This is a genomic window from Planctomicrobium limosum, assembly GCF_051465645.1.
Taxonomy (GTDB): Bacteria; Planctomycetota; Planctomycetia; order Planctomycetales; family Planctomycetaceae; genus Planctomicrobium.
Map to the genome: position 1 here is coordinate 3,410,214 of NZ_CP195790.1, position 26,405 is coordinate 3,436,618.

At 54.0% G+C, this 26,405-nt stretch carries 18 protein-coding genes and 2 pseudogenes; 15 read left to right on the forward strand and 5 right to left on the reverse strand.

What is annotated here, in order from left to right:
* The first annotated feature begins 15 nt into the window (after positions 1 to 15).
* From SH527x_RS12790 to SH527x_RS12820, 7 genes are all read left to right on the forward strand, one after another.
* Complete coding sequence (locus SH527x_RS12790) at positions 16 to 1,332, forward strand: hypothetical protein (protein WP_437191069.1); 1,317 nt, start codon at positions 16 to 18, stop codon at positions 1,330 to 1,332.
* A gap of 66 nt (positions 1,333 to 1,398) precedes the next feature.
* Entirely contained in the window at positions 1,399 to 2,460 is a 1,062-nt protein-coding gene (locus tag SH527x_RS12795; protein ID WP_437191070.1) for a glycosyltransferase family 4 protein, read from the forward strand.
* A 64-nt stretch (positions 2,461 to 2,524) separates the two neighbouring features.
* Entirely contained in the window at positions 2,525 to 3,661 is a 1,137-nt protein-coding gene (locus tag SH527x_RS12800) for a glycosyltransferase (RefSeq protein WP_437191071.1), read from the forward strand.
* A 218-nt stretch (positions 3,662 to 3,879) separates the two neighbouring features.
* Positions 3,880 to 4,401 (forward strand): hypothetical protein, encoded by a 522-nt coding sequence (locus SH527x_RS12805; RefSeq protein ID WP_437191072.1) that lies wholly within the window; start codon positions 3,880 to 3,882, stop codon positions 4,399 to 4,401.
* 164 nt (positions 4,402 to 4,565) lie between these two features.
* Entirely contained in the window at positions 4,566 to 5,219 is a 654-nt protein-coding gene (locus SH527x_RS12810) for a bifunctional 4-hydroxy-2-oxoglutarate aldolase/2-dehydro-3-deoxy-phosphogluconate aldolase (protein ID WP_437191073.1), read from the forward strand.
* A gap of 205 nt (positions 5,220 to 5,424) precedes the next feature.
* Positions 5,425 to 6,285 (forward strand): hypothetical protein, encoded by an 861-nt coding sequence (locus SH527x_RS12815; RefSeq protein ID WP_437191074.1) that lies wholly within the window; start codon positions 5,425 to 5,427, stop codon positions 6,283 to 6,285.
* A gap of 582 nt (positions 6,286 to 6,867) precedes the next feature.
* Entirely contained in the window at positions 6,868 to 7,632 is a 765-nt protein-coding gene (locus SH527x_RS12820) for a HisA/HisF-related TIM barrel protein (RefSeq protein WP_437191075.1), read from the forward strand.
* 129 nt (positions 7,633 to 7,761) lie between these two features.
* Here SH527x_RS12820 and SH527x_RS12825 read toward each other — a convergent pair whose 3' ends face one another.
* Positions 7,762 to 7,965: a hypothetical protein gene (locus SH527x_RS12825; RefSeq protein WP_437191076.1), complete on the reverse strand. Its 204-nt coding sequence runs from the start codon at positions 7,963 to 7,965 to the stop codon at positions 7,762 to 7,764.
* A gap of 581 nt (positions 7,966 to 8,546) precedes the next feature.
* Here SH527x_RS12825 and SH527x_RS12830 point away from each other — a divergent pair.
* From SH527x_RS12830 to SH527x_RS12840, 3 genes are all read left to right on the forward strand, one after another.
* A complete protein-coding gene (locus SH527x_RS12830) occupies positions 8,547 to 9,158 on the forward strand; it encodes a sigma-70 family RNA polymerase sigma factor (protein ID WP_437191077.1) in 612 nt (203 codons plus the stop codon).
* Positions 9,142 to 10,683 carry a serine/threonine protein kinase gene (locus SH527x_RS12835; RefSeq protein WP_437191078.1) on the forward strand — a complete coding sequence of 514 codons (1,542 nt, stop codon included), beginning with the start codon at positions 9,142 to 9,144 and terminating at the stop codon, positions 10,681 to 10,683. The genes SH527x_RS12830 and SH527x_RS12835 overlap by 17 nt, the downstream gene beginning before the upstream one ends.
* Positions 10,684 to 11,507: 824 nt before the next feature.
* Positions 11,508 to 12,077: a YybH family protein gene (locus SH527x_RS12840; RefSeq protein WP_437191079.1), complete on the forward strand. Its 570-nt coding sequence runs from the start codon at positions 11,508 to 11,510 to the stop codon at positions 12,075 to 12,077.
* On the opposite strand, the gene SH527x_RS12845 is transcribed toward SH527x_RS12840, so the two are convergent.
* Positions 12,063 to 12,746 carry a hypothetical protein gene (locus SH527x_RS12845; RefSeq protein WP_437191080.1) on the reverse strand — a complete coding sequence of 228 codons (684 nt, stop codon included), beginning with the start codon at positions 12,744 to 12,746 and terminating at the stop codon, positions 12,063 to 12,065. The two genes, SH527x_RS12840 and SH527x_RS12845, sit on opposite strands and share 15 nt — an antisense overlap.
* On the opposite strand from SH527x_RS12845, the gene SH527x_RS12850 reads away from it, so the two are divergent.
* The 5 genes from SH527x_RS12850 (at position 12,724) to SH527x_RS12870 (ending at position 23,835) form a co-directional block, all read left to right on the forward strand.
* Positions 12,724 to 15,159, forward strand: coding sequence for an arylsulfatase (locus tag SH527x_RS12850; protein WP_437191081.1), 2,436 nt, complete (start codon positions 12,724 to 12,726; stop codon positions 15,157 to 15,159). The genes SH527x_RS12845 and SH527x_RS12850 overlap by 23 nt on opposite strands.
* A gap of 281 nt (positions 15,160 to 15,440) precedes the next feature.
* Positions 15,441 to 18,161 (forward strand): MGH1-like glycoside hydrolase domain-containing protein, encoded by a 2,721-nt coding sequence (locus tag SH527x_RS12855; RefSeq protein ID WP_437191082.1) that lies wholly within the window; start codon positions 15,441 to 15,443, stop codon positions 18,159 to 18,161.
* Between the two features lie 61 nt (positions 18,162 to 18,222).
* On the forward strand, positions 18,223 to 19,008 hold the full coding sequence (locus SH527x_RS12860) for a hypothetical protein (RefSeq protein ID WP_437191083.1): 786 nt from the start codon (positions 18,223 to 18,225) through the stop codon (positions 19,006 to 19,008).
* A 38-nt stretch (positions 19,009 to 19,046) separates the two neighbouring features.
* Positions 19,047 to 20,528, forward strand: a complete 1,482-nt coding sequence (locus tag SH527x_RS12865; protein WP_437191084.1) for an alpha-amylase family glycosyl hydrolase — start codon at positions 19,047 to 19,049, stop codon at positions 20,526 to 20,528.
* A gap of 1,360 nt (positions 20,529 to 21,888) precedes the next feature.
* Positions 21,889 to 23,835: a recombinase family protein gene (locus tag SH527x_RS12870; protein WP_437191085.1), complete on the forward strand. Its 1,947-nt coding sequence runs from the start codon at positions 21,889 to 21,891 to the stop codon at positions 23,833 to 23,835.
* A gap of 545 nt (positions 23,836 to 24,380) precedes the next feature.
* Here the strand turns inward: SH527x_RS12870 and SH527x_RS12875 are convergent.
* From SH527x_RS12875 to SH527x_RS12885, 3 genes and pseudogenes are all read right to left on the reverse strand, one after another.
* Positions 24,381 to 25,390, reverse strand: a pseudogene (locus tag SH527x_RS12875) (IS3 family transposase); the annotation flags it as partial.
* Between the two features lie 12 nt (positions 25,391 to 25,402).
* Entirely contained in the window at positions 25,403 to 25,621 is a 219-nt protein-coding gene (locus SH527x_RS12880) for a hypothetical protein (RefSeq protein WP_437191086.1), read from the reverse strand.
* An 88-nt stretch (positions 25,622 to 25,709) separates the two neighbouring features.
* Positions 25,710 to 26,270, reverse strand: a pseudogene (locus SH527x_RS12885) (S16 family serine protease); the annotation flags it as partial.
* Positions 26,271 to 26,405 lie beyond the last annotated feature (135 nt).

The following is a 26,405-nucleotide window of genomic DNA, read 5'->3' on the forward strand; positions in this document are numbered from 1 at the left end:
TCACAGGATTTGACTGTGCATTCTGAATATTACTATCACGACGACTTCGGCTACGAAGACCGGTCACCACTGACGCTGACCGAGATCTTGATGGCAATCTGGTGCGCTGTCATGCCAATTTCGACAGTGCTGATCATCCCGACAATCCAGGGGACCCTACCTGCTGTCATGGTCAGTGTCCTCAGCGTGTTCTGGATTTTGTCAAGCCGCAAAGGATGGACAACATTCACCTTGACCGCGCTGTTCTTAGGATTGCTATTCATCGTTTCCCAGGCTGTGCTGCGGTCGTTCGGAACGATTCAGCTGGAGAACCTTCGAGCCATCGAGAATGACGTCCAGTCACTGGAGTTTCGAACAACAACAATCACTCAAACGCTGTATCTCATTCCGTGCATTACGATCTTTGCGTTCTTCCGAGAGTATTTCCGGCCAAGGCATTTCAAGTATGTCTTCTTCGGAGCATGGCTGTTTGTCGGCTATGGATTTTATGAATATTTTTACTTCGCAATGTTCGGGGAGTCTGGCGACTTTATCTCCAATAGAACATTTCAAAGTGGAGACACTGAACGAAATGCAAGCTGGACACAGACGATCAGCCTAGGTCCATTAAACTTGATGCGAATGAAAAGCTTTACGCCAGAGCCATCATTCTTTGCGATCAGCGCTGTCCCCTATTTTGCCTTAGCATTCTGCGCCAACAGAGCACTTCTTACGGCAGCAATGTTTGCCGCATTGGCTCTGTCGTTTTCAACAAGTAGCTACATCGGAATTGTCGTTTCAATTGCCGTCATTTCTTTTCTTGTCGGACGAATCGATTTGCGTGTCATCGCAGTCGCCGCAGTGGCTTTCGTCCTGTTTGCACTTGTCGCGTTAATGTACCCGGATGTCTTCGCCTCAATGTTTGCAGACAAATTCTCTGCGGAGAACCAATCCGGTCAATCGCGTTCAGAAGCGCTTTCTGGAGCAATTGAATACTTCAAGGATCTCCCGTTTCCATCTAAACTCTTCGGAATTGGTTTCGGAACGGTTTATTTGCCGGCAACGATACGAGCATTGATCGACCTCGGGCTGATCGGCCTGCTGATCTATCTGCTCTTATTCCTCAAGCCTGTTGTGAAACTTGAGCGAATCGACTTTGACATTGGAATTCGAGCTGGACTCGTTGCCATGCTCGTTCTCTACACACTTGCCTGCGAAGAGATCTTTTTGCCGACGACCTGGATGTTTCTTGGGATCGCTTACAACATGCTCGACCACGAACGAGAACTGCGTCGTGCTTATGAATACAGGCCTCAGGTCGAGCACCCAGTCTACGAAGAGCCCGTCGCGTAACTCGGTTGTCATCCCCTCAGTATTCAGCCAATGATGCCGACGCCCATTCTCTCAGCAAATTGATCAATGAATTCAATTAAACAGCGACAGTTCAAAGTCAATGGCCGATTTCGCAAGCAGCGAATGACTGGTGTTCAGCGTTATGCTGCAGAAATCTGCGATCGATTGCAAAATGAGATCACTGAGATTGTCCCGACCGAAAAGCAAGCTGACGGGATTCGAGGACACCTCTGGGAACAAACGTCTCTTGCAAGACAGAGCCGCAACGATGTGCTCTGGTCACCATGTGCAGTGGGCCCGATTCTTTCCAGCCGGCATATCGTCACCATCCATGACACCGCATTCTTTGACTTTCCAGACGGATTCTCGCGCACCTTTTTGATGTGGTATCAGACTCTTATACCGCAACTAGCAAGACGCGCAGTAAAAGTCCTCACCGTTTCAGAATACTCAAAATCTCGCATCGTCGAGTTGCTTCGGGTTCCGCCGGAACGAATCGACGTCATCTATAACGGTGTCGATCCGAAATTCAGTGAGGTGGATCCAACAACGGCAGAGGACGAAATCCGGACAAAGTTCAATGCCACCCGTCCATTTGCACTTGCAGTTGGATCCATCAGTCCAAGAAAGAACTTTGCCGGATTAGTTGAGGCCTGGCGACGGATCTCAAATCACCCAGACATGGAGGGCGTCGACCTGATGATTGTCGGTGGGACGTCAAACGTCTTTAACACGGAACAGTTCGGCCAGATTCCTGACCGCGTTCGCCTATGCGGGTTCGTTAGCGACGCAGAGTTACGCTGGCTCTACCACAATGCATCTGTTTTTGTGAATCCTTCATACTACGAAGGATTCGGCATCCCCATCATCGAAGCCTTCGCTGCAGAATGCCCAGTGGTGTCATCTCACACCACTGCCCATCGTGAAGTTGGCGGGACAGTCGCCGAGTACTTCTCCCCTGATAATACCGATGAAATGGGCGAAGCAATCCGAACCGCCATCATCCGTTTCAATGATCCCAATGCGAGACAGTCCCACGCCACGCTATGTCGAGAACAAGCGGCCAAATTCACTTGGGATGATGCTGCAACAAGAGTCTTGGCAGTCATGAAGCAGTTCCAGAATTGACTCTGCAAGTACCAGTTGAGTAAAGCCGACACAGTCGGATTCTGATCGGCTCTGAAAGTAGGACATGCCAAGAGTACTGCACATTACGGAATATACTCAGGGGGGAATTGTCACCTATCTCAAAGCATTGCTGGGAGAGCAGCTGCAAGACCCTGACTGGAATGATTTTCATGTCCTGACGTCACAGCAGCACAGCCCTTATCTCGATTCGATTCCAACGGATCGCCTTCTCACGTACGACTATCCTCAAAGGTCGATCTCAAACCTGCGGAAGCTCTTCACAACGGCAAGAACGGCTGTCATCGAACTTCGGCCGGACATTGTCCACCTACATAGCACCTTCGCTGGATTAGTCGGTCGATTGCCTGGAACCGTTGCTCCCCTTTTTCGTGGAAAAAAGTCCCCAAAAATTGTCTACACTTCTCACGGCTGGTCATTCCGCATGGATTGCCCGGCGTGGAAGAAGTCATTGTATGCCAATGTTGAACGTGGTCTTGGATATCGGGCAGACCGCGTCATTTGCGTTTCAAACGACGAACTTGCAGCAGCTGAAGAAATCGGAATTCGCCCAAGCAAGGGACGAATGGTTTTCAACTCACTGCCAGTAACTCCTCCCGCGCCAGAACCCGTTGATCTCCCAGACGAGATTATCTCTGCCAAGCAACGGGGAGAACTTGTCCTGTTGTTCATCGGACGCTTTGACAAGCAGAAGGGACTTGACCTGCTGCTGGCTGCCATGGAGAAGATTTCAGACAAACCTGTCTGGCTTTTGTGCGCCGGAGGCCAGGTGGTGAATGGAACCCAGCACCGTTTCTCTCCAAAAGCGATCAATCTTGGGTGGGCGAAACCGGGCCAAATCACGTGGCTGCTTGACTTTTGCGATCTTTTGATTGCTCCATCAAGATGGGAGGCGTTTGGCTTCGTGGCTGCCGAAGGATTAAGGGCGAGTCGCGCTGTGATCTGCAGTTCCGCAGGTGGTCTCACCGACATCGTCCGAGATGGGGTGAATGGAATCGTTCTCCCTGCGCTCACTCCCGACGCCATCGCAGACACACTCAGCACAATCAATAAAGAACAACTGCCCGCGATGGGGCAGGCAGGGCGTGAGATCTTTCTGAAAGAGTTTACGTCTCCTGTTCTGTACCAGAAGACGCGAGATGTTTACGCGGAGCTGATGGCTGAAAAAGCCGCCTCGCGGTGATTCGACAAACTTGTCGATTTCCGTAAGTTCCTATTTTTGATCAGAGAAAAAGTAGAATATTGCCTTCAATCTGCGCAATGGAGTTGTCGGAATCCCCCCAACTGCGAACAATTTGAACGAATCCGGTGTCATTACCAGGATTGCAGGATTTCGAGAGTTTACTCGTCCCTGCGGCTGCACAAATTGGCACCTAGTGCTTTAGAATAAGGGGCTCGGCAATGACTAATTTTCCACAACTCTCAGCCACTCCCCGAAATATGGATTTTGAAGACCGTCTCCGCCGAGCAATTGAACGTGGCGAAAAAGTCCGTGACGATCGGGGCCGCGCTGAAATTGCCAAAGAACTGTCTCTCGAAGAACTCAAGACGATGCACTCCGTTCATCGACTTGCGATGACAGAACATATTGAGAACGGCCTGAAGAAGCTGGCCGATCATCTTCCCGGGTTTAAGTTTCAGAGTGTCATGACAGAAGAAGGCTGGGGAGGCCGGATTTTTCGTGACGATCTGCGTCTGATCCCAAAACGGTCGCCGGAATCGCGATACAGCCGTCTGGAGCTACTGATTACTCCATTCAGCCCAGGTGCCATTCTGGAAGTGGTCGTTAAAGGGACGGTCCGGAATCGGGAAATCATTAACCGCAAGCATTACCAGAGGCTCGCTGAGTTCGACTTGGATTCTTACAAGGATCTGATCGACCTGCGTGTCCTGGAATTCGCAGAACAGTATTCTGCTGCCTGATGTCGGAATTGTCAGGCACGCCCTGACGCCAATTGATAGAGAACCTCAGCCGAGTTCCACCACAATGGGACTCGGCTTTGCTATTCTGTCTCCAAAATTGGACAAGACGACCTCCGGTACAAATTCCTCTATCATTCAATCTTCCCCCACGAAAGTAACTTCCGATGAGCAAAGACGCCGACCTGAAACGAGTCCTTGATCTGGGACTGGTCGCAATCATCCGCGCTTCAAGTGGTGACCAACTGCTGAAGGTTTCAGAAGCGCTGCTTGCAGGTGGGATCGATGTCATCGAAGTCACGTTCACCGTCCCGGGCGCATTGAAGATCATTGAACAGATCAGCAATGAATTGGGAGGCCGAGTGCTCCTCGGAGCCGGAACCGTTCTTGACCCAGAAACAGCACGCTCTGCGATGCTTGCCGGGGCAGAATACATTGTGACACCAACCGTGAACGTCGACGTCATTCAGATGTGTCAGCGTTACGGAAAACTCTGTATGGCAGGTGCGTTTACACCGACAGAAATCCTGACAGCATGGCAGGCAGGGTCCGATATCGTCAAAGTCTTCCCGGCTGAAATCGGTGGACCAGGCTACCTGAAAGTTCTTCATGGACCATTGCCACAAATTCGCCTGATGCCCACTGGCGGCGTGAACCTTGAGACGATGTCAGACTTCGTCAAGAACGGCGCCTGTGCAGTCGGGCTGGGATCGTCGCTTGTGGAAAAGGACGCTATTGCGAAAGGGGACATGGACCGAATCCAGTCGCTCGCAAGCCAGTATGTTGCCAAGATGAAAGAATGCCGTGGGCAAGTAAAGTAGCCAGCTCGGACTTGCATCAGACCACGATGCACTGACTTTCAACAGACACAGAAAGCTCGAATCCCTGAAGATTCGGGCTTTTCTTTTTGCTGTCGATTCAGATTCGCAATGAACTTCAATTCGCGTCACAATGAGAATGCATACGAATTGCTTGATATTGTGAAGTTATAACTGAATTGCTTGACTGACGTGTACGGAATACGAATTGCAAACACCTGAGACAGAAGCAGCAACAACAATGAAGTTCGCCAGCCCTCTACGATTGTTCCTGACCACCGTTACCGTTGTCTCAATGACGATCGGAGGATTGGCCGAGACTCAGTCAGCGTCCGCTGAAGTGCTTCCATTTCAAACGATCAATTGCGACGGCGAATATTCGCATCACCTGCAAGGCGTCTGTACAGACGGAAAAGGCACCATCTTCTGGAGCTTCACGACCAAGATCGTCAGCACCGACGCCAACGGGAAAGTCATCAAGGAAGTTCCAGCCCCAAATCATCAAGGTGACTTGTGCTATCACGATGGTGCGGTCTATGTCGCCGTGAACCTTGGACGATTCAATCAGCCAGCTGGACTGGCCAACTCCTGGGTATTCAAGTACGACCCTGCGACGCTCCAGGAACTGGCACGGTTCCCTGTCCCTGAGGTCGTACATGGAGCAGGAGGAATGGACTTCAACGATGGTAAATTCATCGTTGTCGGTGGACTCCCGAAAGGAACGAATGAAAATTACGCTTATGAATACACGCCTGAATTCAAGTTCGTAAAACGTCATGTTCTGGCGAGCGGCGAAACCTTGATGGGCATTCAAACTGCTGTGTTCCATGCCGGGTCATGGTGGTTCGGCTGTTACGGCACCCCCCAAGTCCTCCTGAAAGCGACGCCAGATTTTCAAATGCAGGGGAAGTGGGAATTTGACGGAGCGTTGGGCATGATCGGCTTGGATAAAGAACGTTTTCTCGTCGCTCGAGGCCCAAAAGCAATGACTCCCAAAATGAGTCGCGGTCAATTAGTCCCTGCAATGATCTCCGCAGAAAAGGGTCTAGAACTCGTCAAGCAGAAGTAGCCAGCCAGAAGCCGGAACTCGCTCGTAATTCCTCTTCGGGAGTTCTTAAACGAGAACTCCCGTTTTCATTTCTTGATGAAGCACTCCGTGTCAGATTCTGATCGAGTGCGACGATTCACTGCTTGCCTGTGCCTGCTGAACGCGGTAACGTTTAAAGAAGAGACCTTTTCTTAATGGGATCTCTGTGCAGCGTTACCTGTTAAACGGCAATTTTGAGGCATGATGGGATCTGGGCACGATTGAGAGAAAAGCTCTCTCCAGATCCGAGCTTGAACTGGTGCCTCAGAGCCACGCATATCGTACGACAAATTCTCTGACCACTTCTCGCTCAATGTGAAAAGTGCATCGAGGTGAGTCGGGATTTTCAGTACGCGATTCCAGTTTTTTCGAACCATCGCAACTCAAATTCAATCCCGCTTTTTCAGGTTGAGACATGCAGGCAATGTTTCAACTCAATGTCCCAGCAAGCTCTCCATTGGTTCTGACATTTGATCACTCAGAACATACTGCTTGCACATTGAACCTGACGATGTGGGCTCTGCGCTGCTCCAGATTCCAGCTTGTCGAACCGGGAGAATACCAATGGACCTGATCCCCGTCATCGATCTTATGAATAGCAAGGTCGTTCGAGCATTAGCAGGACGACGCGACGAGTACGAAGCACGTCCCAGCAAACTGTGCCAGTCTTCCGATCCGGTGGAAACCTGCCTCGCGTTCAAGCAGGCATTCTCCCCCAAATGGATCTACGTCGCAGATTTGGACGCAATCCGCTACGGGGTAACACAGGGACCAATCATTGAAGATTTGGTTCGCTGCGGCGTTCCCATGGTCGTCGATGCCGGTTCAACAAGTGCTGCCGATGTCGAAAAATTGCTCAACATGGGGGTCTCCAAAGTCGTCATCGGACTCGAAACACTTCCTGACCTTGATCTGCTTCAGAACATGGTTTCCATCGTCGGTGCGGACCAGTTGATCTTCAGCCTGGATTTGCGGGAAGGAACTCCAATCGGCAAAGCAGGTGCTGGAATGTATCCACTGCAGGTCGTGTCGACCTGCCTGGATTACGGAATCCGCCATCTCATCATTCTGGAGTTCTCTCGAATTGGAACAAATCGGGGAGTCCCGACTGGCCAACTCTGTCATTCGATTAAGGAACGACGCGCCGACGTCATCGTCTGGACAGGAGGAGGCGTTCGGGAACTGACAGACCTTCGCCTGCTGCAACTCGCACGAGTCGATGGGGCAATGGTCGCCACAGCACTGCACGAGGGATACATCTCACCGGCCGACTGGCAGTTCTTCCAGACGATGGAGATTGACAAAACACTTCAAGCCATGGACAGCTAGGCAGGCGCGATAAGAATGCGCTCCAGAACAAGATTGAAGTGACTGGAGAAGATTCAACAATCTCGTCACTCAACAATCCCGGAACCTGACAACTGAACGCGAAGTGGGTCAAAACCAAAGAGGCCAGACTTACTTGGCCGTGAAATCTTCTTCCGACTCTGAGGCCTCTTCAACGACCTCAAATCGGACACCGGTGTACTGCTGCTCCATACTTGAGAGCTTCTGCAGGAATTTCGTCACGGCCTTTCGGGCCTCTTCCTGCGAATCAAACAGCGGAAACGTCATTTTATGACGGTTGCCACTTCCAACAATGATGGGGCGATACTTAACCATTGAAACAATTCCGCAACAGTCGGCGGTGAACTTTCGTTTCAGTAAGAAATTGCCAGTACAGCGCAGATTATCGCCAAATCGGTGCCTTCTGTAAACCGGATCTCTGGAATCCAAAGTTGCCAATTACTTCGCTTCGGATCAGATACATTCTGTCGATGAAAACCGAAGCACACGCTGATTTGATTTCACACAGAATGCTGTGAATGACACCTGAATTTCATCCTCAAGCAGGCAATCTCCACAAGGCGTAGAAGATGTCGTCGATTCGCGCACGACCATAATTAAGACATCAAGCTGGATCCACAGAGGTGTGCGTGAACTCCGCGACTGCACCGGCAGTCACATAAGACGTCACGAGCACGGCACTTTCACTGACACACCCACCAGTATTCTCCCCCAGACCACCCTAATAGGGCCGGGAATTCGCCGAAGCTACGCATATAGCGGAATTCCAACTCCCTTGGATTGTCGTCAAACAAACACAGAATAGATAACAACTTACAAATTTATGTGGACACCGACTGACTGATCTCATCAAATTTGACAAGATTATTCGTTCTGTTTTGAAGACGGGCCACGTCATGAATGAGACAGCGGACAACGATAATCCAGTTCCCGAACCGGAGCAGGATCAATTGCTTTCAAACTCGCTGAACAGCGAAGACTCACTCGTCATCGATCGATTGATGGAGATCTATCGACCACTTCTGGTGAACGCTGCCAGCCAGTTCATTCCCGTTGGGTTGCAAGGACGAATTGATCGATCGGATCTGGTTCAGGAAACACTGATTCGTGGCTTCACTCAGAAGGACCGTTTTCGAGGAACGACGAGCAACGAGTTTGTTGTTTGGCTGAGACAGATTCTACAGAACATCGCGATCGACGCGATTCGACATCACACCACAGCGAAGCGAGACGCGAGACGATCAACGGAATCGGTGGAGATTCTTGTCAGTCAGGAAGACTCTCCGAGTCAAAATCTGGGTCAGCAAGAAGAATTTGAGCGGATCGCAATTGCCATGTCGCAATTGACCCCTGACCAGCGACAAGTCGTCGAACTCCGCAGCAAAGGAATGGCCTTCAAGGAAATCGGTGAGCAGACAGGTCGAACAGAGGACGCGACGCGAAGAATTTGGGGGAGGGGAGTCGCCAAACTGATGCAAATTCTGAGGGTACATGACCAACACGAGTGACTCTGACACCCCTTCTGCCGCCTGGATTGAACGGATGGTGGAGATCGACAAAGCTGTCCGTTCCGGTCAGCAAATGACTCTTTCAGAGAGCGGAAATGCGCTGACCGAAGTTCATCGATTCATGTCAAACCTCCAGCGAATGCACTCTGCATCGCTAAAAGACGCATTTCTTTCTCATCCTGCAGGATGCCCCGATCGAATCGGACAATATCAGGTCCGCAGGATACTAGGGGCAGGTGGATTCGCCATTGTCTATCAGGCAAGCGACCTCCATCGCGAACGAGAAGTCGCAGTGAAAATCCCGCTACCACCAAGCCTCGTCAGTGAAGCTGAACGCCGCCGATGCACTCAGGGATTAAGACTGACGAAACATCTGGATCACCAGCATATTGTCCCGGTATACGAGGCAGGTGAAGATGGCCCCATCTCATTCATTGCCTGTGAGTACTGTACAGGCCCGACACTCTCATCTTGGCTGACAGAGCATCGACAAATGGCTCCTGTCAATGCAGCGAAACTCGTCACTCAATTGGCCGACGCAGTGGCCTACAGTCACGGCCAGGGCATACTGCATCAAGATCTGAAACCAGCCAATGTCCTGTTATTTCCAAACAGCACCGCTGAGAACGAATCATTTCCGTTTATCCCCAAACTCTCAGACTTTGGCCTCGCCAGTGTGATCGAGTCCGCAGCTGCCGCCACGCGTAGCAGCATGATTCTTGGAACCCCGTTGTATCTGGCGCCTGAGCAGATCGCCCCCGTCAGTGCCGCCTCTGGAACGGTCACTGATGTCTATGGGCTGGGAGGGATTCTCTATGAACTCTTGACCGGACAGACTCCATTCGATGGCAAGACTGTCATCGAAGTTCTGGAATCGATTCGAACCGGAAAGATGACACCAGTCCGAAAGCAGAATCCACAGGTCCCTCGCGATCTCGCTGTGATCTGTGAAAAGGCGCTCTCGATCTTCCCGACGGATCGGTATTCGTCAGCAGCCGATCTTCGTGATGACCTGCAAAGATTCGTGAAAGGGGAATCAATTCAGGGACGACCATTGGGGACTGTCGTTCAGACAATCCGCTCCCTGCTTGCAGCCCCCCGAGTGAGCGAGGCCGCAGGATATGTGATTCTTAGTCATGCTGCGTTGCTGTTCTGGATTCTCACCTGGCCCATCAGCCTTCTGCTAAACTTTCCGATGACGCGAGGAACATCAATGGGCGAGCTTGCCCCATACATTGTTCCACTCGCCATGCTTCACCTCTTCTCGTGCGTTTTAGGTTACCTGATTGGCCAGAGAAAATATTGGGCGGCTATCACTTCGACCCTGCTCGGGGGAACACTTAGCCTTTTCGTCTTTTCCGTACTGATGAGATGGATCTCTCCCCCTTATCCAAGCCTCTATGTCAACGTACGAACTCGCGACGTTGTTTACCTGCTTCTCTTCAGCATTTTCACAATGCAATCGCTGCTCTGTCTCTGTGCCTGCATTGCAATGAGACGACAACGAATAATATCGACTCGCTAAAATCTCTAACCTATTTGCCGATCAACAAAATCAAGTATGCTCAACAACTTGAAATGGAAAAGTTGCTCTATTGAAAGGCCGTTGGCTCATAGTATTTAACCTAACGCCTCTGTGCATAATCCAGCCCCCGGAATGCCGCTTGATGAACAGGCTCCGCTTTCCTGGCCAAGCGAGCCGCTCCCGTGGTCCTTTTGAGCCCACTCGAGTAAGACTCCGCCAGCCTGCATCCGCCATAGTCTTTTTCCTGGAGTGTTTCGGCTGTCATCTCTGAGCGATAGGTTCCGTTCAAGCCGCCAGCGAGTGCGTTCTTGCTTATCGAGAACGCCTGCGGGATTTCTCGAAGATGAGCCCTTTCGACGTCTGGCCTGACCGCCTGGATGCCAAAACGATCGTCGACATGGCTCCTGATGCGAAGATCAGAAGCTTCGCAAGGAGATCATCGCCAAGGCCAGGCATCGCATCAGCGATTATCTGTCCCCTCAGATCAGCGAAGAGGTCGCAGGACGCTGTCGTCTGATCGACCAACCACCGGCACTGTTTCATGTCACCAAAGAGCGTGAGCCGGAACATCAGATGATCGTCAAGGAAGCATTGGGTCAATACCGGTTGACATTGACCAGGTAATCGAAGAATTCACCTTGGCGTACACAGACCAGAATGCGAGAGATCATTCAGTACTGGTAGCCCCGATGGAAGCGGGTAAGATCGAAGTATTGATTGAAGAAGATGAGTAAGGTGGCTCACGTAACCGATTCACATCCCGGGCATCCCGCAATCGCATCGAAGATTTGAACGATCAGAACCACGTAAAAGGAAAATCATCGATGTTGAAACGCAAGAACCCGTTGATTCTTTCCGGATTGGCGCTGGCCGTAGCCATTGGCCTGCACACGTTAAACGGTTCAAACACGGTGGTCCACGCTCAGGACAGAGCGCAGAATCCGAACTTAAAGACCCCGTCGACACAGACAATCGCTGATCAATTCGTCGTCCGTGCCGCCATCAACAAGACAACGCAAAGCTTTGTCGAGGTATTCTCTCGCGGCGATGTCGATCAAGTCGCCGCCCACCAGTCTGACGGTGCCGAATTGATTTCCGATGAGGCACCTCCGCTGCGGGGACGCGATGCCATCATCGAGGCTTTGACAAGACACTTCGCAGAGAACCCTAAGAAGACAATTGTTCGCGAGGTCGAGTCCTTGCGGTTCAAATCGAAGTTCTCCGTGACAGAGGAGGGCCACCTCAAAGTATCAGTCGGGAGCGAAGCTCCGAAAAACATGCGATACAGTCTGGATCTGATCCATGAGGATGGGAAATCGCTGATCGCCGGCGTTCATGAGTGGCCCTCCAAGAACGCCGAACTCATGAACTTGGAGTGGTTAATCGGCAGTTGAGAGGCGAAGCGGGCCGATGCCGAAGTTCACACGAATTACGAGTGGTCTGGTTCCAAGGCCTACATCCGCGCCACCACGACGGTGCGTGAAAAGGATCAGACGTTGACCGCCATGCAGATGATCGAAATCAACCCCTTCAGCGAACCTGCACGCGCGAAGGGAACACTTGGATTTTTGAGTTGCACGGAATTCTCGCTGACGGCGGCGAATTTCCGCGACGAACGTCTTGGTTCGAGTGAATAGCGATACGACGACGTGACAGCCGGTCAGCAAGCCGGTACAACGAATGACGATGAGTTTATGACGCTCGCTGTGTTCGGCATGGTTCAAGAAGAGGAAACGGTTGCTGACCAAGTTGTGCAGTTGAAAGTGAATCAACAGGGGATCATCCAGGGCGAGTATTACACCGCGACGACGGACACGCCCCAGAAGCTCGCTGGTTCCGTGGACAAGAAGACCCAGCGGGCCGCCTGGAAGGTGGGAGACAATCAGAACGTCGTCTACGAGGCAGGCATCGTGAACCTGAGTAAGCCATGCCCATTTATTATGGCAGTGATAAGACCCAGCAATGGACCCTGGTACGCATTGAGAGCGAGTAAAAGTAATCCACGACTCACATCTCCACACGTCGAAGGAAAACAGCATCATGAAGCGGCGTCTCAACCTCATGCTCCCGATCTTCACCTTGGCTGCTGGTGTCGCGACAATGGTCGCTCAAGCCCAGCCGCAGTCCGCTCCAGACAAACTCGACCGCACGATCTTGCCGATCGCCGAGCCGAAGTCCCCTCCGATCACCGAAATCGACGCCCGCAAGGCCAAGGCCCCGCCGTTCTTCTCTGTGAAGCCTCCCAAAGACGCGCCGAATGTCGTCATCGTGCTGATTGATGACATGGGCTTCGGCCAGCCTAGCGCGTTCGGCGGACCGGTTCACATGCCGACGGCGGAAAAGCTCGCCAGGAATGGGCTGAAGTACAACCGGTTCCATACCACCGCCCTTTGCGCGCCGACCCGAATGGCCCTGCTCACGGGCCGGAACCATCATTCGTGCAACATGGGTTCGATCACGGAGACGGCGACAGCATTCCCGGGCCAGACGGCAGTGCGACCGCAGAACATTGCCCCGCTCGCCGAGATGCTCAGGCTGAACGGCTACAGCACGGCCCAGTTCGGCAAGAACCACGAAACCCCGCCATGGGAGATCAGCCCGTCCGGCCCGTTCGACCGCTGGCCGACGCGTAGCGGGTTCGACAAGTTCTACGGCTTCATGGGCGGTGAAACCAACCAGTACTATCCCGGCGTTTACGACGGTGTGGCCAGAGTCGAACTGCCTCGCGACCCGAACTATCACTTCACGACCGACATGACGAACCAGGCCATCGCCTGGACACAATTTCAGAAATCCCTCACGCCCGACAAACCTTTCTTCGTCTACTACGCCCCGGGAGCCACGCACGCTCCGCACCAGGCGCCAAAAGAGTACATCGACAAATACAAAGGGAAGTTCGATCACGGCTGGGACAAACAGCGTGAGATGACCCTGGCGAACCAAAAGAGACTCGGGGTGGTGCCTGCGGACACGAAGCTCGCTCCCAAGCCAGAGGCGATCAAGGACTGGGACAAACTCTCCGCTGACGCAAAGAAGCTCTTTGCACGCCAGATGGAAGTGTTCGCTGGGTTCGGCGAACACACCGACCACGAAGTGGGTCGCCTCGTCGAGGCGATCGAAGAGATGGGCGAACTGGATAACACGCTGTTCGTCTACATTTTGGGCGACAACGGTGCCAGCGCCGAGGGCGGCATGGTCGGCCTGTTCAACGAGATGAACTATTTCAATCAGGTGCCGGAGAAGCTGGAAGACATCCTGAAAAACATCGACGAATTGGGAGGACGCAACGCATACAACCACTACGCCGCCGGTTGGGCGGTGGCTGGCGACACACCATTCACCTGGACAAAGCAAGTGGCTTCGAGCTTCGGAGGAACGCGCAATGGGATGATCGTCCACTGGCCGAAAGGCATCAAGGCGAAGAACGAAGTCCGTAGCCAGTTCCACCACGTGATCGACATTGCCCCGACGGTTCTGGAGTCCTGCAGCCTGCCGGAACCGAAGGAAGTCAACGGGTTCAAGCAGCGCCCAATCGAGGGAGTCAGCATGCTGTACACCTTCAACGACGGCACTGCGAAGGACCGTCACACCACGCAATACTTCGAGATCTACTGCAACCGAGCGATCTACCACGACGGGTGGGTGGCCGGAACGGTACACAAGGCCCCTTGGGAGCCGAAGCCGCGGGTCGATTCCTTCGATCAGGATCGGTGGGAACTTTTCAACGTGGCCGATGACTTCAGCCAATCCACTGACCTCGCGGCGAAACACCCAGAGAAACTGAAGGAACTCCAGTCCCTCTTCCTCAAGGAGGCAGAGAAGTACAAGGTACTGCCTCTCGACGACCGCCTGTTCGAACGGCTCATCGCCTCGACGGTCGGCCGCCCCGACCTGATGGAGGGGCGCACCTCGATGACCCTCCACGAGGGGATGACTGGGATGATGGACAACGTGTTCATCAACGTGAAGAACACGTCGCATACAATTACCGCCGAGTTAGAGATTCCAAAAGGCGGGACCGAGGGCGTGATCCTCTGCCAGGGCGGCCGGTTCGGCGGCTGGAGCTTGTACACCAAAGGCGGGAAGTTGAACTACTGCTACAACTGGGTCGGCCTGGAGCAGTACAAGATCGCCGCTGACAAGCCGCTGCCCGCCGGGGAGGTCACAGTCAAGTTTGAGTTCGTCTACGACGGCGGCGGACTCGGCAAAGGCGGCAAGGGAACGCTGTTTGTGAACGGCGAGAAGGTCGCCGAAGGGCGGATTGACCACACCGCCAGCGTTATCTTCTCCCCCGACGAGACAGCGGACGTGGGCTTGGACGAGGCAACAAATGTGACCGAGGAATACAAAGAACGCGACAACAAGTTCACAGGCAAGATCAAGAAGATGGTCATCGATGTTGGCCCGGCGAAAGTCGCCGCAACAGAGGCCGAGGGTTTGCGAAAAGCCGAGGTTGCCCGAAAGGCGGCGGAGTAGATTACTCCTATTCCACCGATTGTAGCCGAAACTTCGACTTTCACCTCCAATCTCTCCGGTCGCAACCCTGTGATTTGCGACCGGAGAGCGCTCGCAACGGTCGTTAGGCCGGTAGATGACCAGACTTTGCTGGATGACATCACCAGTGCCATTACACACGTGCCAAACGGTCCTGACTAGTTCGCATCAAAAAAGCCGCTAGCGTCTTCTGTACAGGAGGTTTAGAGTAGACAACGTGTCTCACCAATCGCGTCAGATTATCGTCAACAGGAAGAACCCTGATGAATTCTGAAAACGCACGACTCGTGGCAGCCCGCAATGAAGAAGCCGATTGGAAGAAGTGGGGGCCGTACCTGTCCGAGCGCCAGTGGGGAACGGTACGTGAGGACTACAGCGAGAATGGCGACGCCTGGAATTTCTTCCCCCACGATCATGCTCGTTCCAGGGCGTATCGCTGGGGTGAAGACGGTCTGGCCGGCATCTCCGACGACCAGCAGCAGCTCTGCTTTGCCTTGGCCTTGTGGAACGGTAAGGACGCCATCCTGAAGGAGCGGCTGTTTGGCCTGACCAACAGCGAAGGCAACCACGGCGAAGATGTGAAGGAGTACTACTTCTATCTCGACAGCACGCCGACTCACTCGTACATGAAGTACCTGTATAAGTACCCGCAGGCAGCATTCCCATACGCGGACCTTGTAGAGACTAATCGTAAACGAACCCGCAACGACATGGAGTACGAACTCCTCGACACCGGTGTCTTCAACGATGACCGCTACTTCGACGTTTTTGTCGAATACGCCAAAGCCGGCCCCGAAGACATCCTGGTACGGATCACGGCAGTCAACCGGGGACCGGATGCCGCAGAACTGCATCTCTTGCCGACACTGTGGTTCCGCAACGACTGGTCAGCGTGGATCGCGAAATCAAACCGAGCTACCAGCAAACCCTTGGTGAAGCAGGTTCAGGCTTCACCAGGTATCAGCGCGGCTGTGTGCACGCATTCCGTGCTCGGTGAATTTACGCTCTTTTGCGAGGGTGAGACGCCACTGCTCTTCACAGAGAATGAAACCAATCACGAGCGGCTGTTCCCCGGCCTGAAGAATGAGAGCCCCCACGTTAAAGACGGCGTTAATGACTGTGTCGTCCAAGGCAGACAGAACTCCGTGAACCCCGCGAAAGAAGGCACGAAAGTCGCGGCGCACTACCGAGTTCACATCGACGCTGGTCAGACCCAAGTGATTCGCCTGCGGCTCTCGAAAGGCAATCCAGCCCAGAACAGTAAACCGTTTGGCAAACCGTTTGACCAGGTCTTTGCTGATCGATTGCGAGAAGCGGATGAGTTTTACAAGTCGGTCACGCCCCCCTCGGCGGGTGCCGACGCGGCCAACGTGATGCGCCAGGCGCTGTCCGGCATGCTCTGGAGCAAGCAGTTCTTCTTCTTCGACGGCGACAACTGGCTGGATGAGCACAATTCCAACCCACTGCATTCCGGTTTCCGCAGTTCCCGGAACTCAGAGTGGTTTCACATGCTCAACAAAGACATCATCTCAATGCCCGACAAATGGGAGTATCCCTGGTACGCGGCGTGGGATTTGGCCTTTCACACACTGCCGCTGGCAATCGTCGATCCCGACTTTGCCAAAGAGCAGATGCGGCTGATGTTGAAAGGGGTGTACCTGCATCCCAGCGGTCAGCTCCCGGCTTACGAGTGGAACTTCAGCGATGTGAACCCGCCGGTACATGCCTGGGCGACGCTCTTCCTGCATCGTTCCGCGCAGGCACTCAGTGGCGAGACAGACATCGATTTCCTGAGAGGAGCGTTTAACAAGCTGCTGCTGAACTTCACCTGGTGGGCCAATCGCAAAGACCGCTTCGGCAAGAACGTCTTCGAGGGAGGATTTCTCGGCCTCGACAACATCGGCGTCTTCGACCGCAGTGCAGCGCTGCCGACGGGCGGTTACCTGGAGCAAGCGGATGGCACGGCCTGGATGGCGCTGTTCTGCCAAAACATGGTCGAGATGGCCGCCGAACTCGCTGTGTATGACCCGATTTATGAAGACATGGTACTGAAGTTCGTTGAACAGTTCTACTACATCGCTGCGGCAATGAACCATCCCGGAAAAGACGGGATGTGGGACGAGGAAGACGGCTTTTACTACGATCTTCTGCGGCTTCCCGACGGGAGCGCCACACGACTCAAGGTCCGCTCTCTGGTAGGGCTCCTGCCCCTGTGTGCCACGACGGTCATCGAACCGTGGCAACGGGAGCGGATTCCGCGGGTGATGACGGGACTCTCGGAACGGATAAGGCGGATTCCTGAACTGTCGCATGCGACACACCCCACCGGTCCGGGGCATATGGGCGTGAATGACCGAGGGCTTCTCGCGCTGCTCAATCCGGAACGGCTCCGTCGCATTCTCACAAAAATGCTCGATGAAAACGAGTTTCTGAGCCCACACGGCATCCGCTCGATCTCAAAGTTCCACGAACAGCATCCCTACGTCTTCCACGTGAATGGCCAGGAGTACCGTGTGGACTATCTGCCAGCCGAGTCGAACACTGGGATGTTCGGGGGGAATTCCAACTGGCGCGGGCCGGTATGGATGCCTGTGAACGCAATCATCATCCGAGCGCTGCTGCAGTACTACTTGTACTACGGCGACAACTTCAAGATTGAGTGTCCCACCGGTTCGGGGAAGATGATGAACCTGTTCGAGGTCAGCCAAGAAATCTCCAACCGGCTCATTAGTACTTTCTTACGCGATGAACACGGCCGGCGTCCGGTCTTCGGCGGCACGGAGAAGTTCCAGACAGATCCCCAGTGGCAGGATTACCTGCTGTTCTTCGAATACTTCCACGCTGACAACGGTGCCGGGTTGGGTGCCAGCCACCAGACCGGATGGACGGGACTCGTGGCTAAGTTCATCCAGATCTATGGCCTCATCGATGCCAAGAGCGGACTGGAAGGAGGTAAGATGGCCGGGTTTCAACGGGGAACATAAGGCAGCAAGATGATCTTTTCCGCTGCTGTTCGCACATCGCCTCTTACGAAATGCTCTCGCTATGCAAACTGCGGCCCTGGACGTCATCCCGATCTGGTGTGTTCTGCCTCTGATCCTCGTGTTCTGCCTGGTGATGATGGAGGCCGGATATCGACTAGGGAAGTGGCGGCACTCGCACGTCGCGCAAGAAAAGGAGGCCCCGGTGGCGGCCATGGCGGCAGCCGTTCTCGGTTTGCTCGCGTTTATGCTGGCATTCACGTTCAGTCTGGCGGCGTCTCGGTTTGAAGCGCGCCGCCAGGCCGTTCTTGAAGAAGCCAACGCGATTGGCACCACCTATCTGCGGACTCGCCTTCTACCTGAGCCTCAAGGTTCCGAGGTCGCGAAACTCCTTCGTCGTTATACAGAGATTCGCACGCAAAGAATGACTTCCGAGAACATCGGCGCCTTGCTCGCCGAATCCGAGAAACTCCACAAACTGATGTGGTCACACGCCGTCGCGGCTGCTGAAAAGAACCCAGAGGCGATTATGACAGGCTTGTTTCTGGAGTCGCTGAACGAATCCATCGATCTGCATTCCACACGTGTGTATTTCGGAATTTATAGCCGGATCCCCATCACAATTTGGCTGGCACTCTTCAGTCTCGTCGTGCTGGGCATGATTTCTCTCGGTTACCAGGCGGGTCTCTCTGCGACATGTCGTTCACTGGAGATGCCGATTTTTGCTTTGGCATTCTCCTGCGTACTCTACCTCATTATTGACCTCGATCGTGCCCATGAAGGTCTATTAAAGATCAGCCAACAGGCAACGATCAACTTGTACAATTCGATGCAGGCCAAGCAGCCGTAGTCCCCTTTCTGACAGCCCACGTTCTTAGAGGTCATGCCATGGCGGACACCAGATATCCAGTCCTGTATCAGATCAATACCCGAGTCTGGTTAACGGAGCTTTCCAAGAATCTGGGCCGCCCCGCCACACTAGACGACATCCCAGACGCCGAATTGGATCGTCTCGCGGCATTGGGTTTTGACTGGATCTGGTTGCTCAGCGTCTGGCAAACCGGTGCCGCTGCGCAGCAAGTCTCGCGTAACAATCCCGAATGGCGGCGTGAATTCCAGGAGACACTCCCGGATCTGCAGGAGGAAGACATCGCCGGTTCGGGCTTCGCGATCACAAATTACACAGTCCATCAGAACCTCGGCGGCGACGTGGCTCTCGCCCGCTTGCGCACTCGGCTTCACACGCGTGGTTTGAAGCTCATGCTCGACTTCGTACCCAATCACATGGGGCTCGGTCATCCCTGGATCGAAAGTCATCCGGAGTATTTCGTTCCCGGCACAGAGAACGACCTGGCCAGCGCCCCGCAGAATTACACTCGGGTCCAACACCAGAATGGCGATCTCATCTTCGCCTATGGCCGTGATCCGTATTTTTCCGGCTGGCCCGACACGCTGCAGCTCAATTACGCCAATCCCGCCCTGCAGGAGGCAATGATCGGCGAACTGCTGCGAATTTCCGGACAGTGCGACGGCGTCCGCTGCGACATGGCCATGCTGGTGCTTCCGGACGTGTTTGAACGAACGTGGGGTCAAAGCGTGCCCCTCTTCTGGCCGACGGCGACCCAGCGCGTGCGCGAGCGCGTTCCCGGCTTCCTCTTCATGGCCGAAGTCTACTGGGACATGGAATGGACGCTCCAGCAACAGGGTTTCGACTACGCCTACGACAAGCGGCTCTATGACCGCCTTCGGGAAGGCCATGCCCGGCCCGTGCGCGAGCATTTTCACGCAGGCCTGGATTACCAGGACAAACTCGCCCGCTTCCTAGAAAATCACGATGAACCACGGGCCGCAGCAACGTTCTCTCCAGACGTTCACCAAGCTGCAGCGGTGATCACGTTTCTGTCCCCTGGCCTGCGTTTCTTCCACCAGGGTCAGTTCGAGGGTCGCAAGAAGCGGATCTCTCCCCACCTCGTGCGAGGTCCGATTGAACCTGTCGATGTGAATTTGGAGCAATTCTACGATCGATTGCTCGGAGTGCTGCGCCGTACGGCGGTGCGAGAGGGACAATGGCAACTACTGGAATGCGCTCCGGGCTGGGATGAAAACTGGACGAACGATTGTTTCGTGGTCTTCGCCTGGCAAGGCTCGCTGGGAGACGTTCTCGTGATTGCTGTGAACTATGCCCCGAATCAGAGCCAATGTCATGTGCGATTACCTTTCGCTGAACTCGCTGGCAAGAAATGGCAGTTGCAGGATCAGCTTCGCCCGTCCAGTTACGATTGGAATGGCGACGACTTACATGGCAAAGGACTGTTTCTGGATCTGGCCCCCTGGCAGGCGTCCGTTTTCTCTCTGGTGAAGTGTGAGTGAGCACGGCAACATGACGCGGCATAACCAGTCACTGGAGTCTCCCAAGAATGGCGGGCGCTGGGGAAGCCGTTGTCATTTCCAGCGAGGAGAGCATTGCATCTCACAGAGTCGCCGTATCTTCACAGCCGAATTCAAGCGTGAAACTCTGCACATGATGCATGTAAAAGGTCTCTCGCAAGCCGAAGGGATCGTCTCTTGAACATTGACCCGAGCACGATTCGTAAATGGCCGCGACAGTTGGAGTCTCAAGGAGGACAAGCATTTCCTGGTAAAGTCTAGCAGTCTCCTCTTGAAGAGGAGACTCGGTGTCTTCGTGAGGAGAATGCGCGACTCAAGATGGAACGGGACATCTTAAAAAAGCAGCCACCTTCTTCGCGAAGGAACTCAAGTGAGATACTCATTCATTAACGTCCATCGTGAGCAGTGACCAGTCTCGGTGGAGTGCTCTATCCTGCAAGTTTCCCGCAGCCGTTTCTATGCGTGGTCTTTTCGAGCGGAGAGCACCACACTCCGTCGACTTGTAGAACTGACCGAATGGAATCGTTCTTTACGAAGTTGAAGAAGGAACTGGTACATCACGAGCAGTACCAGACCTGAACGGAAACTCGCCAGAGTCTCATCGAATACATTGAAGTGTTTTATAACCATATCCATAGACGCTCCGCCTTGAACTATCAGACCCCAGCCCAGTTCGCAGAGGCTGCATAGCCCTCCCAGCGCCCACCATTCGCGGAAAACTCCGCTGTGTCGCAGCCCGATAGCGCCGCACTGTCGCCACAGACGAACGGAGAACATGCTCATGATGCTGCAGAAACTTGTCCCGCAACTCCGAAATCGAGATCGGCTGAAACGTCAGCAGTGTCGGTGAAGACGACGTCAGCTCAGCATTAACGCGGGCCGCAATCTGTTTTGCTTGCGTCTCAGAGTCGGCCACCCGCCGCCGAATGGGACGAGCTCCCTCACGGTAATAGAACCACCATGAGCCATGGTGAGAGTACAGAGAAACCTGCCCGATCCGTTGTCGAACAGGCCTGCGTTTCCGCGTAGCCATACGACTCTCCCGTGCACGGGTTGTGCACCAGGAGGTCGATCTTCAGGCTTAAAAGATTCGCAAGCTGTTTTAGCAACAACACTTGCGAATTCATGTAGAATAAAAAAGCGGAGAGACGGGGAGACTACTTTGGGGATTGTGTAACCTAATGCACCAGAACGGGTTTCAACACGAAGCCTTTTCTCGGTAGGAAGTTACGCTTAATCACCAGAAATCAGAGATGCTCAAGGTTACTCAGCGTTTATTAAGCTGATTGACGCATTGTGCCAATTCGTTTGAAGGAGGTGTCTCCACTATGGAGAGCTTCCTATGTCCCGCATTGCTCCTGTTTTTCCTCGCGATGGTAAGGTCCTGCGTGTTTTGATCGTTGCTCGCATCAGCGGCTGCCAAAATCAGAAGGAGATCAGTTTAGACGATCAGATAGATCATGCTCGGCAAGAAATCGCGGACCTCTATGATGGTCCTTGTGAATTTTATGTCATCTCCACCACCGGGAAAGGTGAGCGACTGGACCGTCCGGAACTCCAGGAAGTCGAAGAGCGCCTGAAGAACAGACTCGATGACATCCTGATGATGGAGGATGTCGGTCGTCTAGTTCGGGGGACTGTGGCGGTCGATCTCTGGGGGATCGCTGTCGACAAGGGGATTCGCTGTATTGCCCCGAACGATGGTTGCGACACAGCCCAGTCGACATGGGAAGAGGATCTGATTTCAGCTTGTAAGGATCACGTCAGTCATTGCGCTCACACGTCTCGCCGCATCAAGCACAAACAGATGAACCGCTTCAAGCGGAGTGGTGGCGCGATTCCTCTCCCGATCTATGGTTACATCAAACCGGAAGGGGCTAAGTATTTCAGCGAATGGTACAAAGATGAGTCCGCCGCTCCCTTTCTCCAGGGCGGATTCGAAGTTTTAAAGCGGACACAGAACTGGACCGCGGTCGCCGACTTTTTCAACAAGCACGGAGTTTCGCCGGGGCCATACTGTCGGAACACCGTTTGGGATGGGGTAATGGTGCGTCGGCTCTTTCACAACCCCATCTTGAAAGGACAACCTCAGCGGGGGGCGCGTCATTCCGTGAAGCACCATCAAACTGGCCGCCGGATCTCCGTCAAAAATGCCGACGGTCCAACTTACCGTTCAGAGCCTCATCTCGCCCATTTTGAGGCTGAGGAACTGGATGCTGTACTGTCCGATATCGAACGGAAAAATCGGTATTGCGGACGGAGGCCAGACCCGGCGACGTGGATGACGGTCTGCACTGGGGGCAAACGGTCGCGATTTCCGGGAAACTGTGCCACTTGCTGGTATTGCGGACGACGAATGGTCTGGGGCGGAAACGGCATCACGAAAAATCTGATGTGTGACGGTTCCCGTCGGTATCTCTGCTGGAATTCCTGCAGTTTCGATGGAGTGCTGGCGACTCACAAGGTCATGGCCGTCCTCACGGAGGAGCTGGTTCAGCTGGGAGGCTTCGAAGAACAATTCCGGGAAATGGTGCAGGCGGCTTTGACGAACTTTGGTGACGATCCGGTGGACTGGGAGCGACTGCAGGCGGAAGAGTCCCAGTTACAACAGGAAACCAACAATGTCCTGGCGACGATCCGGCAGTGTGGCCCTCATGGTCTGCTGGCAGAGGAGCTGACACGATTGAAAGAACGCGAGATCGAACTCTCGCAACAGCGCAGCCAGTTGCAAGCCCGGTCACGTCAATGCCCCAAGATTCCTGCCACCGGTGTCGAACTGCGCAAGCAGTTTGAAGCGGCAGCGTCTGGACTGGCTACGGACTCGCTGGACTTCAGTGATCTGTTACGCCCAATCGTCACGGAATTCCATGTTTACTTTGTTCGTCTCGTGGATGGCGGAGCATTTCTGCCCCGAGCCAAAGTGAAACTCTCCTTGGGAGGAATCATTCCGGATATAGATCGGACGCCAGTGATCAAGAAATATCTAACCCGCGATTTCACATTAGATCTGTTTGAGCCTACAACGCGTGTCCGCATCCGAGAGGAAGCGGTCCGCAGATGCGGAGCAAGAGAAAAGCAACGGGATGTCGCCGCCTCGTTAAATACGCATCAGGTCACTGTTCAGCGGGCGATTCAACTGGACCGTCTCATGCGAGAACGAGGTCTGACGAGCCCCTATGAACTGGTCACAGCCCCGCCAGCTGAGGCCGAGAATCGAAAGATGAAACGCTCCCGTCACTCCCGATTCCGGATTGAACCGAGAGAGGGGTATCATCCGCCTGAACTCTGATTTCTCTTGAGCTCAGGATCAAGTCCTTCTGAACGACAACGCCTCCGTGAAAATCACGGAGGCGTTGTCGTTTTTTCATGTCAGGAAATCAAATGAGTCGACATAAACGGTTCCTCAGGAATCAGTCTCTTCGACACACGTCTCCGATCCCTCGAGAGAATCCACTCCATGCTCTCTTACTGGCGGTCGCAGTCGAAATCGCGAGGCGAATGCAACAGGACCAAAGTGAAGACCCGGTATTAGTACATCGCCCCGGGCCGTCCATTTCAGAGAAACAGTGAGGCATTGGAATTCTCGAGTGCCGGCGGCTCTGCGGGGCCGCCGGCACCAATCCCTTTTTTTAGCATTGTGGGATGGCAGCCTCTGAGCCAAGCGGAGATCGAACTTTGAGGCGTGGCTTGGCGTGCTTGAGACTCCACAAGAATTTCAAAGTGGGCACTTCCACATGAGATTCGGGCACCGGAGTTGGCCAGAATACTGCACCCTGCCGAGGTGTCCTGTTCGATGAGCCGCAAAGGCAACTGTTGTGATAATGCCCCCATGGAATCATTCTTCAGTGTCGCAAAGAAGGATTCCATGGGGGCGGTATCCCAGCAATTACCCTTCCTGCTCATCGAGCATGTGATGCCATGCTCACCGAGAAGGCGTTGATAATGTTCACTGGCGTATTGAACACCACGATCAGAGTGAGCAATCAGCTCTTCTCCTGGACATTGCCGAGCGATGGCCATCTTGAGTGCATCCACCACCAGGCGGCTGTCGATCCGCTCGGACATGGACCAACCCACGATCTGTCGAGTGAACAAGTCTTCCACCGCCGCCAGGTACAACCAGCCTTCATCGGTCGCCACATAGGTGATATCGGCTGCCCAGGTCTGGTTCTTACCTGCGGGATCAAAGTCTCGGTCCACGATGTTCGGAGCGACGGGCCGATCATGATTGGAATCGGTTGTCGTGATCCGGAACTTGCGATGCGATTTCGCTTGAAGGCCTGCGTCACGCATGCACCTGGCCACCGTCTTGCGATTGCAGTGATGGCCTTGAGCCACCAACTCGGCATGCACACGAGGGGAGCCATATGTTCGACGGCTCATCCGGTGGATGTCACGAATCCGCTCGGTGAGTTCCGCACGACGCACAGCCGTGAAGCTCTCTTCACGAGAACACCAGGCATAGAATCCGCTACGAGAAACCTGCAGCACACGGCACTGGACGGAGACCGGCCAGTGCTCTCGATGATCGTCAATGAAGGAGTATCTCATTTCGACTCCCCGGCAAAGAAGGCCGTCGCTTTTTTTAAGATGTCCCGTTCCATCTTGAGCCGGGCATTCTCCTCTCGAAGCCGTCGGTTCTCTTCTTCAATGGCCGTCTGTTGTCCCTTGCCCGGGAACGCCTGCTCACCCTGAGCCTCCAGTTGACGCTGTCACTTGCGGATCGTGCCTGGATCAAGATTCAGACGACGGCCCTCCTCGGCCTGTGACAAACCATCCCGCTGCATCAGCTGCAACGCTTCACGCTTGAACTCGGCTGTAAAAATGCGACGACTCTTCGACATGCAATGCTCTCCTCACAATGAATGATACGCTCTTTTTCGAGCGCCCACCAATCGTGGGAAAGTCCAAAGGGATGTGCCGAGGCCGGTCAGAACAACGAGGTTCTCACTGCGAAAGAAATCCGTGAGCGACCGGCGAAGCATCGGCTCATAGTCCTCGCTGCCGCTTTCTTCATCCTCTGACGGAGCGAGGTCGGCCCACTCCCCTTGTGTATACGGTGCCAGAAGTCTCATCACAGTTCATCCCGAATGTCGATTGTTGCGGTTACTTCGGCGTGTTGCCGGTAGGTCCTCGCCTGTGTCTCTTCGATCCTTGACCAACTCACTGCACTCCCAAAGCCTTGAACACGGCATCGGTTGGGGCTGAGTAGAACCCTGTCTGGAACTTGGCGAACAGTTCGCCGGGGATCGTTGGGATGTCACGGACGCTTGCCATCGGCAGCAGGATGCGTTTCGCTCCGGCGTCGAAGGCGACTTGCAACGATTCGGCAAGGTTCTCGACGGGGACGATGTTGCCCCCCAGGCTCATGCTTCCCAGCACAACCATCTGCTGTTGGATTGGTTTGCCGAAGACGCCGGAACACAAGGCGATGAATGCCGCCAACGTCATCGTCGTTGTGGGGCCGGTGTTGTGCAGTTCGACGACATGCAGATGGTAGTCGTGATCGAGGGCCTTGATTGACGCGCTCACATGCGAAGCGTTGGCTTTGAAGAAGTCGAAACCGACCTTGACGGCCTCCTTCGCCTGCGAGTTCGATCCGAAGCCGGACAGCTTGAGGGTGCCACTACCCGGTGTGACCTGTGTTTCGATTCGATAGAGACCCAGGTGTCCGCCCGATCCGGTAGCGACTGTGTGCATGACACCTGGATTCAGCGGGCCGTCATCTAAGTGCTCAACTCCGCAACGAGCAGCATCAAGCGATCCTGGAACAGTGCGGGGTTGCTGTTGTTATCAAACGGGACAGGGACGGTGCCAAAGTCTTCCTTAAGACTGTGACGCCGCGAATCCCGGATGACG

Excerpts from the sequence above, each read along its gene's own strand:
- SH527x_RS12855 (WP_437191082.1), top strand. The coding sequence starts at position 15,441 with ATGAATTCTGAAAACGCACGACTCGTGGCAGCCCGCAATGAAGAAGCC.
- SH527x_RS12835 (WP_437191078.1), top strand. The coding sequence starts at position 9,142 with ATGACCAACACGAGTGACTCTGACACCCCTTCTGCCGCCTGGATTGAA.
- SH527x_RS12850 (WP_437191081.1), top strand. The coding sequence starts at position 12,724 with ATGAAGCGGCGTCTCAACCTCATGCTCCCGATCTTCACCTTGGCTGCT.
- SH527x_RS12865 (WP_437191084.1), top strand. The coding sequence starts at position 19,047 with ATGGCGGACACCAGATATCCAGTCCTGTATCAGATCAATACCCGAGTC.
- SH527x_RS12870 (WP_437191085.1), top strand. The coding sequence starts at position 21,889 with ATGTCCCGCATTGCTCCTGTTTTTCCTCGCGATGGTAAGGTCCTGCGT.
- SH527x_RS12830 (WP_437191077.1), top strand. The coding sequence starts at position 8,547 with ATGAATGAGACAGCGGACAACGATAATCCAGTTCCCGAACCGGAGCAG.
- SH527x_RS12800 (WP_437191071.1), top strand. The coding sequence starts at position 2,525 with ATGCCAAGAGTACTGCACATTACGGAATATACTCAGGGGGGAATTGTC.
- SH527x_RS12880 (WP_437191086.1), bottom strand. The coding sequence starts at position 25,621 with ATGAGACTTCTGGCACCGTATACACAAGGGGAGTGGGCCGACCTCGCT.
- SH527x_RS12820 (WP_437191075.1), top strand. The coding sequence starts at position 6,868 with ATGGACCTGATCCCCGTCATCGATCTTATGAATAGCAAGGTCGTTCGA.
- SH527x_RS12845 (WP_437191080.1), bottom strand. The coding sequence starts at position 12,746 with ATGAGGTTGAGACGCCGCTTCATGATGCTGTTTTCCTTCGACGTGTGG.
- SH527x_RS12840 (WP_437191079.1), top strand. The coding sequence starts at position 11,508 with ATGTTGAAACGCAAGAACCCGTTGATTCTTTCCGGATTGGCGCTGGCC.
- SH527x_RS12805 (WP_437191072.1), top strand. The coding sequence starts at position 3,880 with ATGACTAATTTTCCACAACTCTCAGCCACTCCCCGAAATATGGATTTT.
- SH527x_RS12795 (WP_437191070.1), top strand. The coding sequence starts at position 1,399 with ATGAATTCAATTAAACAGCGACAGTTCAAAGTCAATGGCCGATTTCGC.
- SH527x_RS12810 (WP_437191073.1), top strand. The coding sequence starts at position 4,566 with ATGAGCAAAGACGCCGACCTGAAACGAGTCCTTGATCTGGGACTGGTC.
- SH527x_RS12825 (WP_437191076.1), bottom strand. The coding sequence starts at position 7,965 with ATGGTTAAGTATCGCCCCATCATTGTTGGAAGTGGCAACCGTCATAAA.
- SH527x_RS12860 (WP_437191083.1), top strand. The coding sequence starts at position 18,223 with ATGCAAACTGCGGCCCTGGACGTCATCCCGATCTGGTGTGTTCTGCCT.